This window comes from Bordetella pseudohinzii, assembly GCF_000657795.2.
Lineage (GTDB): Bacteria > Pseudomonadota > Gammaproteobacteria > Burkholderiales > Burkholderiaceae_B > Bordetella > Bordetella pseudohinzii.
In genome coordinates this window covers 256,863-272,051 of the sequence record NZ_JHEP02000004.1, presented here as the reverse complement: position 1 = coordinate 272,051, position 15,189 = coordinate 256,863, and the positions used below count along the sequence as shown (strand labels likewise).

16 protein-coding genes are annotated in these 15,189 nt (G+C 67.4%); 9 read left to right on the top strand and 7 right to left on the bottom strand.

Annotation, left to right across the window (positions count from 1 at the left end; translation table 11 throughout):
- Nucleotides 1-112 precede the first annotated feature (112 nt).
- Nucleotides 113-883: an IclR family transcriptional regulator gene (locus tag L540_RS07815; RefSeq protein WP_043206958.1), complete on the bottom strand. Its 771-nt coding sequence runs from the start codon at nucleotides 881-883 to the stop codon at nucleotides 113-115.
- Nucleotides 880-2,262: an MmgE/PrpD family protein gene (locus tag L540_RS07810; RefSeq protein WP_048026166.1), complete on the bottom strand. Its 1,383-nt coding sequence runs from the start codon at nucleotides 2,260-2,262 to the stop codon at nucleotides 880-882. Before L540_RS07810 ends, L540_RS07815 begins: the two co-directional genes overlap by 4 nt.
- 453 nt (nucleotides 2,263-2,715) lie before the next feature.
- Here L540_RS07810 and L540_RS07805 point away from each other — a divergent pair, with 453 nt between their 5' ends.
- From L540_RS07805 to L540_RS07780, 6 genes are all read left to right on the top strand, one after another.
- Nucleotides 2,716-2,964, top strand: coding sequence for a helix-turn-helix domain-containing protein (locus L540_RS07805; protein ID WP_043206961.1), 249 nt, complete (start codon nucleotides 2,716-2,718; stop codon nucleotides 2,962-2,964).
- A gap of 181 nt (nucleotides 2,965-3,145) precedes the next feature.
- The gene (gene rimO / locus L540_RS07800; protein WP_043207363.1) at nucleotides 3,146-4,447 is read left to right on the top strand and encodes a 30S ribosomal protein S12 methylthiotransferase RimO; all 1,302 of its coding nucleotides are present in this window, start codon (nucleotides 3,146-3,148) and stop codon (nucleotides 4,445-4,447) included.
- A 173-nt stretch (nucleotides 4,448-4,620) separates the two neighbouring features.
- Nucleotides 4,621-5,208, top strand: a complete 588-nt coding sequence (locus L540_RS07795; protein ID WP_043206963.1) for an LOG family protein — start codon at nucleotides 4,621-4,623, stop codon at nucleotides 5,206-5,208.
- A gap of 10 nt (nucleotides 5,209-5,218) precedes the next feature.
- Nucleotides 5,219-5,797 (top strand): hypothetical protein, encoded by a 579-nt coding sequence (locus L540_RS07790; RefSeq protein ID WP_043206965.1) that lies wholly within the window; start codon nucleotides 5,219-5,221, stop codon nucleotides 5,795-5,797.
- A complete protein-coding gene (locus tag L540_RS07785; protein ID WP_043206966.1) occupies nucleotides 5,794-6,429 on the top strand; it encodes an HAD hydrolase-like protein in 636 nt (211 codons plus the stop codon). Before L540_RS07790 ends, L540_RS07785 begins: the two co-directional genes overlap by 4 nt.
- 9 nt (nucleotides 6,430-6,438) lie before the next feature.
- Complete coding sequence (locus tag L540_RS07780) at nucleotides 6,439-7,065, top strand: pyridoxamine 5'-phosphate oxidase family protein (RefSeq protein ID WP_043206968.1); 627 nt, start codon at nucleotides 6,439-6,441, stop codon at nucleotides 7,063-7,065.
- Here L540_RS07780 and fmt read toward each other — a convergent pair.
- The 3 genes from fmt to kynU all read right to left on the bottom strand — a co-directional run bounded on the left by fmt (nucleotide 7,062) and on the right by kynU (nucleotide 9,949).
- Nucleotides 7,062-7,994 carry a methionyl-tRNA formyltransferase gene (gene fmt, locus L540_RS07775; protein ID WP_043206971.1) on the bottom strand — a complete coding sequence of 311 codons (933 nt, stop codon included), beginning with the start codon at nucleotides 7,992-7,994 and terminating at the stop codon, nucleotides 7,062-7,064. The two genes, L540_RS07780 and fmt, sit on opposite strands and share 4 nt — an antisense overlap.
- A gap of 97 nt (nucleotides 7,995-8,091) precedes the next feature.
- Nucleotides 8,092-8,604 (bottom strand): peptide deformylase, encoded by a 513-nt coding sequence (def, locus tag L540_RS07770; RefSeq protein WP_043206973.1) that lies wholly within the window; start codon nucleotides 8,602-8,604, stop codon nucleotides 8,092-8,094.
- Between the two features lie 106 nt (nucleotides 8,605-8,710).
- Nucleotides 8,711-9,949 (bottom strand): kynureninase, encoded by a 1,239-nt coding sequence (gene kynU, locus L540_RS07765; RefSeq protein WP_043206974.1) that lies wholly within the window; start codon nucleotides 9,947-9,949, stop codon nucleotides 8,711-8,713.
- 141 nt (nucleotides 9,950-10,090) lie between these two features.
- Here kynU and L540_RS07760 point away from each other — a divergent pair, with 141 nt between their 5' ends.
- On the top strand, nucleotides 10,091-10,555 hold the full coding sequence (locus L540_RS07760) for an Lrp/AsnC family transcriptional regulator (RefSeq protein ID WP_043206976.1): 465 nt from the start codon (nucleotides 10,091-10,093) through the stop codon (nucleotides 10,553-10,555).
- Between the two features lie 25 nt (nucleotides 10,556-10,580).
- Here the strand turns inward: L540_RS07760 and L540_RS07755 are convergent, their stop codons facing one another.
- Both L540_RS07755 and cstA read right to left on the bottom strand, forming a co-directional pair.
- Nucleotides 10,581-10,793, bottom strand: a complete 213-nt coding sequence (locus L540_RS07755) for a YbdD/YjiX family protein (RefSeq protein WP_372432975.1) — start codon at nucleotides 10,791-10,793, stop codon at nucleotides 10,581-10,583.
- A 13-nt stretch (nucleotides 10,794-10,806) separates the two neighbouring features.
- On the bottom strand, nucleotides 10,807-12,894 hold the full coding sequence (cstA, locus tag L540_RS07750) for a pyruvate/proton symporter CstA (protein WP_043206979.1): 2,088 nt from the start codon (nucleotides 12,892-12,894) through the stop codon (nucleotides 10,807-10,809).
- A gap of 260 nt (nucleotides 12,895-13,154) precedes the next feature.
- Here cstA and L540_RS07745 point away from each other — a divergent pair, with 260 nt between their 5' ends.
- Both L540_RS07745 and L540_RS07740 read left to right on the top strand, forming a co-directional pair.
- On the top strand, nucleotides 13,155-14,546 hold the full coding sequence (locus L540_RS07745) for a cache domain-containing protein (RefSeq protein WP_043206981.1): 1,392 nt from the start codon (nucleotides 13,155-13,157) through the stop codon (nucleotides 14,544-14,546).
- Nucleotides 14,543-15,172 (top strand): response regulator, encoded by a 630-nt coding sequence (locus L540_RS07740; protein WP_043206984.1) that lies wholly within the window; start codon nucleotides 14,543-14,545, stop codon nucleotides 15,170-15,172. The genes L540_RS07745 and L540_RS07740 overlap by 4 nt, the downstream gene beginning before the upstream one ends.
- Nucleotides 15,173-15,189: the final 17 nt, after the last annotated feature.

Here is a 15,189-nt window from a genome sequence, read left to right as displayed (position 1 = left end):
GATGCGAGCAGTGTGCCGGGGGCAGGCAGGCGACGGTTAGCGCGACATGACGCTTTAATCACAATATGAACAAGATGCTCATAGCGTGGTCCGGCTGCCGCCCGCGAAGACTTCAGCCGGCCCGCGAGAACGAGGGGATGACGCCTCCCAGCTGCAGTTCTTCGGCGATCAATTGCGCGATCCAGGCCTTGCGCTCGGCCGTCATGCGGCTGCGGATGGCCGCGACACTGAGCGCGGCCTGGCTGCCGCTGGCAAACTCGAAGCGCATGCCCACGCCGCTGACCCCATCGGCCACCAGATCGGCGGTGTCGGCATAGCCCCGGCGGCGGGTCTGCTGCACCAGCTTGCGCAGGTCACCCAGACTCAGGCCGCGCGGATCGAACTCGTCCTGGTGGCGGTGATACAGGGCGGCGATCTCATCGTCCGGCAGCGTGGACAACAGCGTGCTGCCGGCCGATCCTATGCCCAGCACGCGCATGCCGCCGACCTGCAGAACCAGCGCCTTGACCGGATAAGCGCCTTCTTCGCTATGCAGGCAATGGCCGTAATCGCCGTTGCGCACGACCAGGAAAACCGTGTCCTCGGTGCGCCGCGCCAGCCGGCGCATGATGGGCCGCAGACGCTCGACCACGGGCGCCGAGCGCATGGCGGCCAAGCCCAGCTGCATGGCCTCCACGCCCAGGCGGTACTGGCGCGTCGCATCGCGTTCGGCCAGGCCGAACTCCACCAGGCTGGAGGCCAGCCGATAGGCCGTGGAGCGGTCCAGCCCGGCCTGGACGGCCAGTTCGGCGATCCCTATGCCCTGCGGGTGGGCATGCGAAATATGGCGCAGCAGGCTGAGCGCGCGAAACACCGCCTGGGCGCCTTTGGTCGACGCGGTCATATGGGAGAGGTAAGGACGGCCGAAGGGTTCACAGGGCGATCATAAGCGGGGCCGTCATAGGCGGCCGCGCGCAATGCCGGCCAGTCCTGGCCGCGCACCGCCCGCGCCAAGTCCGCGAACCCCGCCGGCCCGCCGGGCCACTCCCGCGCCACGTCCCGGCACAACTCCCTCGTCCGGCGCGCATCCAGCACGAAGTCGCCCTCGCAGCCGCCGGTATGAACCGTGCCGTCGGCCAGGGTCAGCGACAGGCGGCAGGCCCAGCGATTCACCGACTCGCAGGCCCTGACCTTCACCATGGCCGAGCGCGCGTGCAAGGGCCCTTGCCCAAACTGCGCCGTGAAATGCGCCATGCCAGGCTGGCCATCCTGCAGCGTGGCGGCCAGCATGAAAGGCGCGCTCATGATGGCGCCCGAAGGCGTGGCAAAGGGACCATGGGCATCGATGCCCGGATACGCCGCGTCCAGCGGATGCATGGCCAGGTCCACCGCCACGACTTGGCCGGCATCGATCGTCGCGAGCAGGGCGCGCAGCGCGTGCACCGGCGCCTGATTGAAGGCGCAGCCCGGATAAGGCTTGAAGGCCATGCGCGGCAAATGCCAGTCCGCAAGCGCCTTGGCGTCCGCCATGGCCGCCGGACCCGCCGGACCGGCATAGGCCCGCGCAAAACCGCTGCCGCCTTCCAGGCAGCGCGGCGCGCCCTGCATGCCGGCGCGCGCCAGCAGGGCCGAACTGACGGCGTCGCGGCTGGCCTTGGCGACTTGCAGGCGCCACTCCTGCGAGCCGTCCACCCAGGGCTGCAAGGTGCCCGAAGCATGTTGCGTGGCGATGGCCAGCGCCGACACCGCCTGCGCCGGCGGCAGGCGCAACACGCGGGCACAGGCCACGGCCGCGCCCAGCACCCCATAAAGCGGCGTGGCCCGAAAGCCCTGGCGGCTGGTTTGCCCGGCCAGGCCTAGCGCCAGCCGGGGAATCAACTCATAGCCCAGCAACAGGGCGTCCCAGATATCCTCCGGCGCGGCCTCCTCGGCCAAGGCCAGCACCGCCGGGATGACGATGCAGCCGATGTGCGTGACGACCTCCGGATGGGTGTCATTCTGGCCGCGCGCGGTGATGAGCCCGGCGTTGATGAAAGCCGCGTCGCAAGCGCTGCGGCTGCCGCGGCCGCCCAGCAGGCGGCTGGCTCCCGGCGCGCGCGCCACGCTGGCCAGCACATCGCCCAGCGGATCATCGGCCGGGTCCACCGCCAGGCCCATGGTCAGGTTGTACAGAAGACAATTGCGCAGCGCCTGGCGCACCGGCTCGGGCGCCGCCTCATCGCGCAGGGCATACGCCCAATCAACGAACTGGCGGGCAAGCGGGACGTCCTGGACAGCGGTCATCGTGGCAGGGAATGTGGGCCCGCGCAAGCGCGGCGGACGCCCACAATGCCGCCCGCCGCGTCCTGGGGTCAATCCCGGTCTGGATGCTTGTTCACAATATGAACAAATCGTGCCATGGACGAATCTGGCGGCATGGCCGCCCGGAGCACTGCCAATTTCTGAGCCATCGATCTGCCCTTTCTTGCGTAATTGTTCTAAATGATCGTCGTAAAGCTTGTCTGCTCGCGGCATGAATACTTCATACCAGCGGTTCTTCTCGGATCGAAGACCATCAAATCCCCATTGCGCTTGCCAAGAAATCATAGCTTCCATGGAATATTCCAACGAGGGATATATCCGATGGCGCGGACCGTCCCTACGGCATTGCCGTATAATCCCGCAACTTCAGCCGCCGCCCGAACGCGGCGGCCCAGGCCATGGGGGCACGCCCCCTGCCCGTGAACAGATCAAGCCATGAAAAAAGCAGCTCCTCCGCCGCAGCGTCCCGCGCGGTGGCCGGCGTCGCGCATCAGTGAAGCCCGCAGCCGCGTCGGCCTGCCCCAGGCAGACTTCGCCGAACTGCTGGGCGTCAGTGTGCGCACCCTGCAAGATTGGGAACAAGGCCGGCGCAACCCTTCGGGCGCGGCCCAGACCCTGCTGCGGGTGGCGATACGCCATCCGGAGACCTTGCGCGACCTGCCGCCCATGGACGAACCGGCCTGAAAAACTCCCGCGACGCGGCCGCCAGCCGCGCGCGAACCTACGGTGAACAAGATTGGAAATCCTGGAAACATCCCGGGCCGGCAAAGGCCCCAGCAGCACCGGCCAGCGCCCTGAAAAGGACCACGGCTATGGCGGCGGCGCCGGCCAGCCCGGCAAGGGCGGCGATGACCGCGCGCCGCGCGTGGGCTTTGTCAGCCTTGGCTGCCCCAAGGCGCTCGTGGACTCGGAGCGCATCCTCACGCAGCTGCGCACCGAGGGCTATGAAGTCACGCCCGAATACAACGACGCCGACGTGGTGGTGGTCAATACCTGCGGCTTCATCGACAGCGCCAAGGCCGAGTCGCTGGAGGCCATCGGCGAGGCCCTGGCCGAGAACGGCAAGGTCATCGTGACCGGCTGCATGGGCGTGGAAGAATCCGCCATCCGCCAGGTGCATCCCAGCGTGCTGGCCGTCACCGGCCCGCAGCAATACGAGCAGGTCGTGCGCGCCGTGCATACGGCCGCGCCGCCGCGCCTGGATCACAATCCCTATGTCGACCTGGTGCCGCCGCAAGGCATCAAGCTCACGCCGCGCCACTACGCCTACCTGAAGATTTCCGAGGGCTGCAATCATCGCTGCAGCTTCTGCATCATCCCGTCGATGCGCGGCAATCTGGTGAGCCGCCCGGTGGGCGATGTGCTCAGCGAAGCCGAGCGCCTGGTCAAGGCGGGCGTGAAGGAGTTGCTGGTGATCTCGCAGGACACCAGCGCCTACGGCGTAGACCTGAAATACCGCAGCGGCTTCTGGAATGGCCGTCCGGTCAAGACGCGCATGACGGAGCTGTGCGATGCGCTCTCGGAGCTGGGCGTCTGGACGCGGCTGCACTATGTCTATCCCTATCCGCACGTCGACGACATCATTCCGCTCATGGCCGATGGCCGCGTGCTGCCCTACCTTGACATCCCTTTCCAGCACGCCAGCCCGCGCATCCTCAAGGCCATGAAGCGTCCGGCCTTCGAGGACAAGACGCTGGCGCGCATCCATCAATGGCGCGCCGCCTGTCCGGACCTGACCATACGCTCGACCTTCATCGTGGGCTTTCCGGGCGAGACGGAAGAGGATTTCCAATACCTGCTGGACTGGATGACCGAAGCGCAGCTGGACCGCGTGGGCTGTTTCCAGTATTCGCCAGTCGAAGGCGCGCCGGCCAATGCCCTGGCCGACCCGGTGCCCGATGCCATCAAGCAGGAGCGCTGGGAGCGTTTCATGGAGCACCAGCAAGCGATTTCGGCGGCCCGCCTGCAGGCCCGCATCGGCCGCGAGATCGATGTGCTGATCGACGAGGTCGACGAGGACGGCGCGGTGGGCCGCTCCAGCGCCGACGCGCCGGAGATCGACGGCTGTGTGTATGTGTCCAGCGAAACTCCGGTCAAACCCGGCGACATGGTGCGCGTGCGTGTCACCGACGCTGACGAATACGACCTCTGGGCCGACCGCATCTGATCGCCATCGCCGCCAAGATGCGCGGCATGGCGCCAGGCCACACACTGACGGCGCGCAAGGCCGGCGCTCGCGCCTGCATCCCGCGCCGGCCTGACGCCGAGGTCGGCAGGCGCGTAAACTAGAGCGGTTCTTCATCCAGCCGGCCTCCAGGCCGGCCCACCGCTTTAGCAGCCATGCCTCTGAAACAAATCTGTGTGTATTGCGGCGCAAACGGCGGCCGCCAGCCCGAGTATCTCGAACAGGCGCGCGCCTTCGGGCAAGAACTGGTCAAGCGCGACATCGGCCTGGTCTACGGCGGCGCGGCCGTCGGTTTGATGGGCGCGGTGGCCGATGCGGTCATGCAGGCCGGCGGCCAGGCCGTGGGCATCATCCCCGCCAGCCTGGTGCAGAAAGAACTCGCCCACCACGGCCTGACCGAGCTGCACATCGTGCAATCCATGCACGAGCGCAAGACCATGATGGCCGAACTGGCCGATGGCTTCGTGGCCCTGCCCGGCGGCGCCGGCACGCTCGAAGAGATCTTCGAGACCTGGACCTGGGCCCAGCTGGGCATGCACCAAAAGCCCTGCGGCCTGCTGAACGTCGCCGGCTACTACGACGACCTGGCCCGCTTCCTGGATCACACCGTCGCCGAAGCCTTCATGCGGCCCCAGCACCGCGCCATGCTCGCCATCGAAAGCGACGCGAGCGCGCTGCTGGACCGCTTCGCTGCCTATGAACCGCCCACGGTATCCAAATGGATCGCCCCGGGCGAACACTGACGCGCACACCATGATCCAGACCGCCGCCTCGACCACCGCAGACTGTCTGCGCAATTATTTCCATGCCAAGGACGAGAATCGGCCGTGGTATATGACACGCGCCTTCGCGACCGACGCCGTCCTGGAGATGCGCCTGAACACCCAGGCCATCGCCTTCCCGCCGCAGGCGCGGGGCCTGGAGGCCATCACCGACACCTTGGTGCGCAAGTTCGGGCAGACCTACGAAAACGTCTTTACCTTCTACCTGGCCGCGCCGCCCGAGGCGCCGGCCCTGGCGGGCTTTTCCTGCGACTGGTTCGTGGGCATGACCGAGAAGGCCGGCGGCTCGGTGCGCGTGGGCGCGGGCCGCTATGACTGGCTGTTCCAGGCCGAGCCCTATCTGGCGCGCCAGCTCAATATCTCCATCGACGTCATGGAAGTGTTGCCGCCGTCGACCCTGCCAGCCGTGCTCGCCTGGCTGATCCAGCTGCCCTATCCCTGGACCGACGCGGCCCGGGTCGTGGCGGCCGCGCCGCCCATCGAAGCGCTGGCCCCCGTGATGCATTGGCTGCGCCACGAGACCGCCCCGGCCACCCTGATTCAGGCATGAAGTACACCCTCGTCGCCTTCGATTTCGATGGCACCCTGGCCGATACGCTGCCCTGGATGGAATCCATCCTGCATGAGGTGGCTGAAAAATTCGGCTTTCGCAAACCCGATGCCGAAGAACGCTCGCGCCTGCGCCAGCACAATGCCTACGAAATCATGAAGGCGCTGGGCATCCCGATCTGGAAAGCGCCCGCCATCCTGGCCTTCGTGCGCCAGGCCATGGAAGACGCCGTCCCCAAGGTGACGCTGTTCCCCGGGGTGGACGCCACGCTGCGCGCCATGCACGGCGCCGGCGCGCGCCTGGCCGTCGTGAGCTCCAACTCCACGGCCAATGTGCAGCGCGTGCTGGGCCCCGAGCTGGCGGCGCTGATCGCCGACTATGCCTGCGGCACCGATCTGTTCGGCAAGTCCGCCAAGATGGAACACCTGCTGCGCGACACCCGGACCGAGGCCAGGCGGGCCATCCTGATCGGCGACGAGATCCGCGACATCGAGGCCGCGCGCAAAGTCGGCGTGGACAGCGGCGTGGTGGCCTGGGGCTATAACCGCGAGGCCGCGCTGCGTGAACACGCCCCCGACCTGGTCTTCAGCAATGTCCACGAGCTTGCCCGTTCCTTGTTGCCCGCCTCCTGAGTCCCGACCATGACGCCCGATCCGCGCTATCTCATCACCGACGCCCGGGACCTCGCCGAACGCTATGGCGAGCCCGGCCAGCCTTCGCTGGCCAAGGAAGTCGATCATGTGCATCCGCACTACCGGGCCTTCATCGAGGCCGCGCCCTTCGCCATCCTGGCCACCGCCGGCCCCGGAGGCCTGGATGCGTCGCCGCGCGGCGATCCCGCCGGTTTCGTGACGATCGAGGATGAACGCACCCTGCTCTTGCCCGACCGGCGCGGCAACAACCGCATCGACAGCCTGCGCAATGTGCTCGACGATCCGCGCGTGGCGCTGCTCTTTCTCATTCCGGGCGTGGGCGAGACGCTGCGCGTCAACGGCCGCGCCCAGATCAGCGTGGATCCCGACCTGCTGGCGCGCTTCGCCATGGACGGCAAGCCGCCGCGCTCGGTGCTCGTCATCCATGTCGAGAAGGTGTTTTTCCAGTGCGCCCGGGCCATCGTGCGCTCGAGGCTGTGGGATCCGGCCACGCAGATCGCGCGCGACCGGCTGCCCAGCACCGGCCGCATCCTGGCCGACATGAGCGCCGGCGGCATCGACGGCGCGGCCTATGACCGCGACCTGGCCGAGCGCACGCGCAAGACCTTGTACTAAGGCTGCCAGCCGCGCACGAAGACATCGGCCGGCTGGCGCTTGCCGCCGGCTTTCTGCAGCTCCAGCAGGCGCAGCACGCCCTGGCCGGTGGCCAGATCCACGCCTTGGGCGGTGGCGCGCAGCACCGTGCCCGGCGCCGCTGCGCCCGCTTCGTCCAGCGCCTGCGCGCGCCAGACCTTGACCGGATCGGCCAGGCCCGGCAGCCGCACCGTGGCGCCCGGCACCGGATTGAAGGCCCGGATGCGGCGCGCCAGCAACTCGGCGCTTTGGCCCAGATCGAGCGCCGCCTCGGCCTTCTCCAGCTTGGCGGCGTAGGTCACGCCCGTTTCGGGCTGCTTGCGCGGCGCCAGGCTGCCCAGGTCCGCCAGCGCGGCCACGATGGCTTCGGCGCCGGCCAGGGCCAGCGCATCATGCAGCTCGGCCGCCGTCGTGTCGGGCCCGATGGGCACCACGCGCTCAAGCAGCATATCGCCCGTATCCAGGCCATCGTCCATTTGCATGATGGTCACGCCGGTGCGCGTATCGCCGGCCTCGATGGCGCGCTGGATGGGCGCGGCGCCGCGCCAGCGCGGCAGCAGGCTGGCGTGGATATTGAGGCAGCCGCGCGCGGGCAGCTCCAGCGTCCAGCGCGGCAGGATGAGGCCGTAGGCCGCCACCACCATGACATCGGGCGCCACCTCGGCCAGGCGGGCCCGGGCGGCCTGGGCTTCGTCCGGATAGCGGCCGTCCAGGCGCAGGCTGCGCGGCTGGGCCACCTCGATGCCGGCGGCCAGGGCCGCCGCCTTCACGGGGCTGGGCGTCAGTTTCAGGCCGCGTCCGGCGGGCCGGTCGGGCTGCGTCAGCACCAGCGGAATCTCATGGCCGGCGGCCAGGAGGGCCTGCAGGGCCAGGCGGGCGAAATCCGGCGTGCCGGCGAAGACGAGGCGCATGGGGAAACTTCCAGAGTGAGGCAAAAGCGTATTGTGAAACCGGCGCCGCAAAACACAAAGCCCGCCGTCAGGCGGGCCTCATGCGGCGGCGGGGCCGTCAGGCGCGCACGGCTTCGCGCTCGGCCTTCTTGAGCCGGGTCTTGATGCGGTTTTGCTTGAGGACGGAGAGATACTCGACGAAGACCTTGCCGTCCAGGTGATCGATCTCGTGCTGCACGCAGACCGCCAGCAGGCCCTCGGCCTCGAACTCATAGGGCTGGCCCTGGGCGTCGAGCGCCTTGCAGCGGATGCGGGCGGCGCGCTTGACCTCGTCATAGACGCCGGGCACGGACAGACAGCCTTCTTCGTAGACCTGCAGTTCTTCGCTTTTCCAGGTGATCTCGGGATTGATGAGCACGCGCAGCTCGTTGCCCTCTTCGGACACGTCGATGACGATGACGCGCTCGTGCACATCGACCTGGGTGGCGGCCAGCCCCACGCCCGGCGCGTCGTACATGGTTTCGGCCATGTCCTTGACGAGCTGGCGGATGCGGTCGTCCACGACCGCGACCGGCTTGGCCACCTTGTGCAGGCGAGGATCGGGATAGCGGAGGATGGGAAGCAAGGCCATGGAAAAGTCGGAATTACGGAACAATAAGGCGTAGACCCATATGATAGTTCATCAGAAACGGGATTTCTAATAGTTTTCAGCTAATGCGGGCATAGGGCGGCGCGGCTCAGGTCACCGCGGCCCGCTCCCGAAACGCCGGCTGGTCCCAGGCGCGCGTGTCCAGCACCTCGCGCAGGATCTCCACCGCGTCCCAGACATCGGCATAGCCCAGGTAGAGCGGCGTCAGGCCGAAACGCAGCACCTCGGGCTCGCGATAGTCGCCAATCACGCCGCGCGCGATCAGCGCCTGCATGACGGCATAGCCTTCCGGATGGCGAAAGCTCACGTGGCTGCCGCGCCGGACATGCGCCTGGGGCGTGATGAGCGTGAGCGGATGGGCGGCGCAGCGCGTGCGCACAAGCTCGATGAACAGGTCGCCCAGCGCCAGGGACTTGCGCCGGACCTCGGCCATATCGGCCTGCGCGGCGATGTCAAGGCCGCATTCGACCAGCGCCAGCGAGGTGATGGGCTGGGTGCCGCAGAGATAGCGGCGTATGCCCTCGGCCGGTTCATAGCGGTCCGACATGGCGAAGGGCCGCTTATGGCTCCACCAGCCGGACAGCGGCTGCCAGAAGGCGTTCTGGTGGCGCGGCGCCACCCACAGAAAGGCGGGCGAGCCCGGCCCGCCATTGAGGTATTTATAGGTGCAGCCAACCGCGAAGTCCGCGCCATCGGCCGCCAGGGCCAGCGGCACGGCGCCAGCGGCGTGAGCCAGGTCCCAGATGATGAGCGCGCCATGCGCATGGGCCTGCGCCGACACGGCCGCCATGTCGTACATCGCCCCGCTGCGATAATTGACATGCGACAGCACGACCGCGGCTACCCGGTCGTCCAGCGCGTCGGCCAGCGACAGCTGCTCATCGATCAGGCGCAGCTCATACCCCCGGTCCAGGAAATCCATCATCCCTTCGATCATGTAGAGATCGGTGGGGAAGTTGTCGCGCTCGGAAACGATGACGCGCCGCGAACCCTGGAGGCGCAAGGCCGCGGCCAGCACCTTGAACAGATTGAGCGAGGTGCTGTCGGTGACCACCACCTCCTGGCCAGGCACGCCCAGCAGCGGGGCCAGCTTGGCGCCCAGCCGGGCCGGCAGATCGAACCATCCGGCGCTGTTCCAGCTGCGGATCAGCCCCTGGCCCCATTGCTCGCCCACCACGGCCTGGGCGCGCGCATCCGCCGCGCGCGGCTTGGCGCCCAGGGAATTGCCATCGAGATACAGCACCCCGGGCGGCAGCGAAAACTGCGCCTTCAGGGGCGCCAGGACATCGGCCTGGTCAGCGGCCACGCATTCGTCACGGGTGCGCATATTCGTCGGAACAAGAAGCTTGGGGGGAGCTTCATACTAGCAGCGGCCCGTCCGGCCTGCATTGCAAATTCCCCATGACAACCGCGCTTTTTTGCATGATTATGCGAGACATTGGAGACAAATTCGCAAGATATTCGAAATATGACCTTGGACACGATAGATCTCAAGATGCTGGCCCTGCTGCAGAAAGAGGGACGGTTAAGCAACCAGCAACTGGCCGAGCGCGTGGCGCTCTCGCCATCGGCCTGTCTGCGGCGGCTGCGCGCACTGGAAGACAGCGGCGTCATCCTGGGCTATCAGGCCATCGTGGATCCGGCGCGCACGGGCCAGCCCTTCGAGGCCATCGTGCATGTCAGCCTGGATCAATCCCAGCCGGGCTGGCACGAGGCCTTCGTGGCCCATCTGGCCGACTGGCCCGAGGTGCGCGAAGCCAGCATCGTGACCGGCGCCAGCAACTACATCCTGCAAGTGCGCACGGCGGACCTGCAGGCGTTTTCGGGCTTCGTGGTGGACAAGCTCAATCGCGTGCACGGCGTGCGCGAGATCTGCTCGCACATCGTGATGCGCAAAATAAAAACGCCAGGCCAGCCGTCGCCCCGAGGGTGACAGGCCGTCCTGGCGCCGGCGCCGTTCAGCAGCAGGCGATGCGCTTGCCGCCGCCGTAACGGGCGCTCTGCCGCTCGCGGAAGAACGCTTCGTAACTCATCGGCTCCTGGTCGGGATGCGTGCGGCGCATATGCTCGACATAGTTCTGGTAGTCGGGCACGCCGACCATCAAACGCAGCGTCTGGCCCAGGTAGCGGCCGGCGGTGCTGGCCGCCTGGCCCATGTTGGCAAATAGCATATGCGCCTCCCTGTCAGTGCGAGCTCGCCGCGGCGGGCGTGGCGGGCATGGGTTGATACGGCGTTTCCTGGGCGGTGGGCTTGTTGCTGCCGCGCGCGCGGATCACCGAGCGGATGCCGAAGACCACCACGCTGAGCACCACCAGCATGAAGATGCCGCACAGGCCGGCGTTGATGTAGTCGTTCAGGACCACGCGGCCCATCTCCTGCAAGGACTTGGCCGGCGCCAGGACCTTGCCTTCGGCGATGGCGGCGTTGTACTTGGAGGCATGCGCCAGGAAGCTCACCTTGGGATCCGTGTCGAAGATCTTCAGCCAGCCGGCGGTCAGCGTGCAGGCCAGCAGCCAGATGGTCGGCAGGATGGTGACCCAGGCGTAGCGGTCGCGCTTCATCTTGAACAGCACCACCGTGCCCAGCATCAGCGCCACGGCGGCCAGCATCTGGTTGGCGATGCCGAACAGCGGCCACAGCGTATTGATGCCGCCCAGCGGATCGACCACGCCCTGGTGCAGGAAGTAGCCCCAGGCCGCCACGCACAGGCCGGTGGCGATCAGGTTGGCCGGCAGGGACTCGGTGCGCTTGAGCGAGGGCACGAAGGTGCCCAGCAGATCCTGCAGCATGAAGCGGCCCGCGCGGGTGCCGGCATCCACGGCCGTCAGGATGAACAAGGCCTCGAACAGGATGGCGAAGTGATACCAGAAAGCCATCATGGACGGGCCGCCCAGCGCCTGGTGCAGGATGTGCGCCATGCCCACGGCCAGCGTGGGCGCGCCGCCGGCGCGCGAGATGATGGTGCTCTCGCCGACGTCCTTGGCCGTCTGGACCAGCTCGGCCGGCGTGATCACGAAGCCCCAGCTGGAGACGACCTGGGCCACCTGGTCCGGCGTGGTGCCGATCACGGCGGCCGGGCTGTTCATGGCGTAGTAGATGCCCGGTTCGATCACGCAGGCGGCGACCAGGGCCATGATGGCCACGAAGGACTCCATCAGCATGCCGCCGTAGCCGATATAGCGGGCCTGGGTTTCGTTCTCGATCAGCTTGGGCGTGGTGCCCGAGGAGATGAGCGCATGAAAGCCCGACACCGCGCCGCAGGCGATGGTGATGAACAGGAAGGGGAAGAGATTGCCCGACCACACCGGGCCGGAGCCGTCGACGAACTTCGTCAGCGCCGGCATCTTCAGGTCCGGGGCCACGAACAGGATGCCGATGGCCAGGCCGACGATGGTGCCGATCTTCAGGAAGGTCGACAGGTAGTCGCGCGGAGCGAGCAGCAGCCACACGGGCAGCACGGCGGCAACGAAGCCGTAGCCGATCAGCACCCAGGTCAGGCCCACGCCGTCGAAGTCGAAGTGCGGCGCCCAGGTCGGGCTTTCGGCGACATTCTGGCCGAAGATAATGGCGGCCATGAGCAGCACGAAGCCGACGACGGAGATCTCGCCGATGCGGCCGGGCCGGATATAGCGCAGGTAGATCCCCATGAAAATGGCGATGGGCACGGTGGCGGCGACGGTGAAAGTCCCCCAGGGCGAGTGCGTCAGGGCCTTGACCACGATGAGGGCCAGCACCGCCAGGATGATGACCATGATCATGAAAGCGCCGAACAGCGCGATCACGCCCGGGACGGTGCCCAGTTCTTCCCTGACCAATTCGCCCAGCGACCGGCCGTCGCGGCGCGTGGAGATGAACAGGATGGTGAAATCCTGCACCGCGCCGGCGAAGACCACGCCGGCCAGGATCCACAGCATGCCGGGCAGATAGCCCATCTGGGCGGCCAGCACGGGCCCGACCAGGGGGCCGGCGCCAGCGATGGCGGCAAAGTGGTGGCCGAACAGCACGTGCTTGTTGGTGGGCACGTAGTCCAGGCCGTCGTTGTACTTCCAGGCCGGCGTCATCCGCGTGCCGTCGAGCTGGAACACCTTGTCGGCAATGAAACGGCTGTAATAGCGATAGGCGATGAGATAAACGCAGACGGCGGCGATCACCACCCAAAGCGCATTGACGGTCTCGCCACGGGCCAGAGCGACGGTGCCGAGCGCGAACGCGCCCAGTATCGCCACGGCCACCCAGACCAAATGCTGGCCCAGTCCCTTGCTGGTATGCATAGAGCTCCTCCTGCAGGCTGATCGCGATCTGTCGATCCGTGAGGCGGGTCTGCCTTGCCTGCTGTGTTGTCATGGAGCGGCCGATAGGCCGCCCGCCCGGTTCGGGCGGGCAATAGTATTTCCATTCGCGGCACGGCAGACAAGCGCGCCATTACGCAGTCCGGCTAAGTACTACTACGTAGTGGGGACGCAGCACCTTCCCAAGCGGTTCCCCAATTTCGGCGAAAATGCCCGAAAAAGCAATCCCTGCCCCGCCCCCCATGAAACTCCGATCCAAGATCCTCCTGCTGGCGGTCGTCCCCCTGCTGGCGGCCGTCAGCGCCATCGCCCTGGGCATCACCATGCAGACGCTGGAGCTCGCGCGGCACCAGAAAGAAGTCCTGCGCGCGGCCTGGATAGACACCAAGGAGGCCGAGCTGCGCCACTATGTGCGGCTGGCCTACAGCGCCATCGCGCCGCTCCTGCACGGGCCGGACACGCCCGAGGCGCGCGCCCGCGCCCTGGAGACGCTGTCCAAGATGGAGTTCGACCGCGACGGCTACTTCTTTGTCTACAGCATGCAGGGCATAAGCCTGATGCACCCGCGTCAGCCCGAATTGGTCGGACGCAATCTGCACGAGATGCGCGACCGCGACGGCAATTGGGTCATCCAGGACCTGCTGGCCGCCGCCCACGCCGGCGGCGCGGCCGGCAGCCCCATCCGCTATCTCTGGGAAAAACCCTCCGTGCACGAGACGGTGCGCAAGCTGGGCTATGTCATGGAAATCCAGCCCTGGGGCTGGATGATAGGCACCGGCATCTATATCGACGATGTCCAGCAGACGCTGGCCCAGGTCGACGCGGCCGTGCAGAGCAGCATCAGCGAAATGATCCGCTGGGTGGGCGGCATTTCGGCGCTTTGCCTGGTGTTCGTGGCGGTCTGCGGCCTGGCGCTGAACATCAGCGACCACCGCCAATCCGATGCCAAGCTGCGCCTGCTGGCGCGCCAGGTGGTGCGCAGCCAGGAAGACGAGCGCGCCCGCCTGTCGCGCGAGCTGCACGACGGATTGAGCCAGGTGCTGGTGTCCATCAAGCTGCAGCTGGAGGCGGCGCGGGCGCGCCTGAAACGCGCGCCCGCCGACGCCGCGCACACCGTCGACCCGCTGCTCGACGGCGCCCTGGGCCGCCTGAACGGCGCCGTGGGCGAGGTGCGCCGCATCTCGCACAATCTGCGCCCCACGCTGCTGGATGACCTGGGGCTGCCGGCCGCGCTGGAGCATCTCACGCGCGAACGCTGGGAAACGCCGCGGGGTCCGCTGGATGCGCGGCTGCGGGTGGAGGGCGCGCCCGAACCCCTGCCCGAAAACCAGGCCACGGCCTTCTTCCGCCTGGCGCAAGAGGCGCTGGCCAATGCCTTGCGCCATGCGCAGGCCAACCATGTCGAGATGCGCCTGCGCTACGCGCCCGGGCAGACCGAACTCATCATCCACGACGATGGCCGCGGTTTTGATCTGCACGCCGTGCGCGACGATCCGCGCGACGGCATCGGCTTGCACAATATGAATGAACGCATGGCGGCCCTGGGCGGAGAGCTTTTCATCCAGAGCGGCCGGCAAGGCACGACGCTGCATGCCCGGCTGCCGCGCGCGGCCGTCAAGGAGGCCTTTGCATGACCCCTTCGCGTATCCTGCTGATCGACGATCACGCCCTTGTGCGCGATGGCCTGAAGCTGCATCTTGAATCCCACCCCTGGCTCACCGTCGTCGGCGAGGCCGACAACGCCCAGGCCGCCCTCGACCTGCTGGCCCGCTGCCCGCCCCATGAGCTGCCCGACCTGGTGCTGCTCGATCTCTATATGCGCGGCATAGACGGCCTGGAGCTGGCCAGGCTGCTGCACGAGCGCTATCCGCAGATCGCGGTCCTCATCCTGTCCATGCACGACAACGTCGAGTACATGCTGCAGGCCGTGCGCGCCGGCGCGCGCGGCTATCTGCTCAAGGACGAGCCCGCCGAAGACATCCTCACGGCCATCAAGACCGTGTCCGCCGGACGCAATTATTTCAGCGCGCGCGTGGCCATGAAGCTGGCCCAGAGCTGCGCGCCGGCCTCCCTGCTCACCCAGCGCGAGCGCGAAATCCTGCGCCACATCGGCCTGGGACAGGCCAACAAGCAGATCGCCCAGGCGCTCAATCTTTCCGTGCGCACGGTGGAGACCCACCGCCAGAACCTCAAACGCAAGCTGGGCATCGAAGGCCAGGCCGAGCTCATCAAATACGCCATCGAGCATCGCCTGCCCTGACATCGGGCCCGCCGACG